Genomic DNA, 939 nt, shown 5'->3' on the forward strand with positions numbered 1-939 from the left:
GCGGCGGCGGCAATGGCGGCGTCCAGGCTCGCGGCCTGGCCGGAAATCGTGCAGAGGGTCATGGGTCGGGGTGCCGGCGTTGGCGACGTCGCCCGGAGCGGATCAGGTCTCCGGGCGGGTCGGGTCTTATGGGGCGCGTCAGGTCTTGTCGTACTTGATATAGGCGAAGCGGGGATCGCCCGCGGGCGTGCCCTCCAGCGGACCGCCCTCGCGCCCGGGCTGCCAGCACACGACGTCCTCGATCTTGCGGGCGAGGGCGAAATCCTTGTCGGTGATACCTTTCGCCGAATGGGTGGCGAGCCGCACCTCGACCCACGCATAGGACGCCGTGATGTCGGGATGGTGCCACGCCGCCTCGGCCAGATGGCCCACGGTGTTGACGACCATCAGCGTGCTTTTCCAGGAGTGGGTGCGGTAGGTGCGGCGTATCCAGCCGCGCTCCAGCTTCCAGTGCGGCAGGTTTTCGCCTAGGTAGGCCTCGACTTCCTGTTCGGTATAGACACGCTCGGGTGCGGCCTCCGCCATCGCCGTTTCCTCTGTGCTTGTTGGCCGCCCGTCCCGGCGATCCTGCCTGTCGTGCGGCGGGCCGCGCCGGGGACGCGGTGCTCCGTGTCGTGCCGGCCGTCGCAGTTTGGAGCAACAGGCATGAACGGCGCAACGCCGAACCCGGTACCGTGAACGATCTCGGCGCACATCCGCCGCGCGCGGCGGACGCGGTCGTGGTGCGCACGACGGCGCGGCTGCATCTCGGCTTTCTCAATCCGGGCAGCGCCGGCGGCCGGCAGTTCGGCAGCATCGGCCTGTCGCTCGACGCGCCGCACACCGAGGTCACGCTGCGGCGCGGCGCCGCCGATGATGTCGGCGGTGACGATTCGGCGCGCGCCGCCGGCTATCTCGACACCATGCGCGCGCGGCTCGGCCTCGCGCCCGCGCACGTGC

General features: G+C 70.7%; 2 protein-coding genes. One reads left to right on the top strand and one right to left on the bottom strand.

What is annotated here, in order from left to right; genetic code table 11:
- Nucleotides 1-138 precede the first annotated feature (138 nt).
- Entirely contained in the window at nt 139-525 is a 387-nt protein-coding gene (locus B8460_RS09900; RefSeq protein ID WP_048861433.1) for a 4a-hydroxytetrahydrobiopterin dehydratase, read from the bottom strand.
- Nucleotides 526-674: 149 nt separating this feature from the next.
- On the opposite strand from B8460_RS09900, the gene B8460_RS09905 reads away from it, so the two are divergent.
- Nucleotides 675-939 (top strand): hypothetical protein (locus B8460_RS09905; protein ID WP_048861434.1); only part of this gene is annotated, 265 nt, incomplete at its 3' end.

Source organism: Acidisphaera rubrifaciens HS-AP3 (assembly GCF_000964365.1).
GTDB lineage: Bacteria > Pseudomonadota > Alphaproteobacteria > Acetobacterales > Acetobacteraceae > Acidisphaera > Acidisphaera rubrifaciens.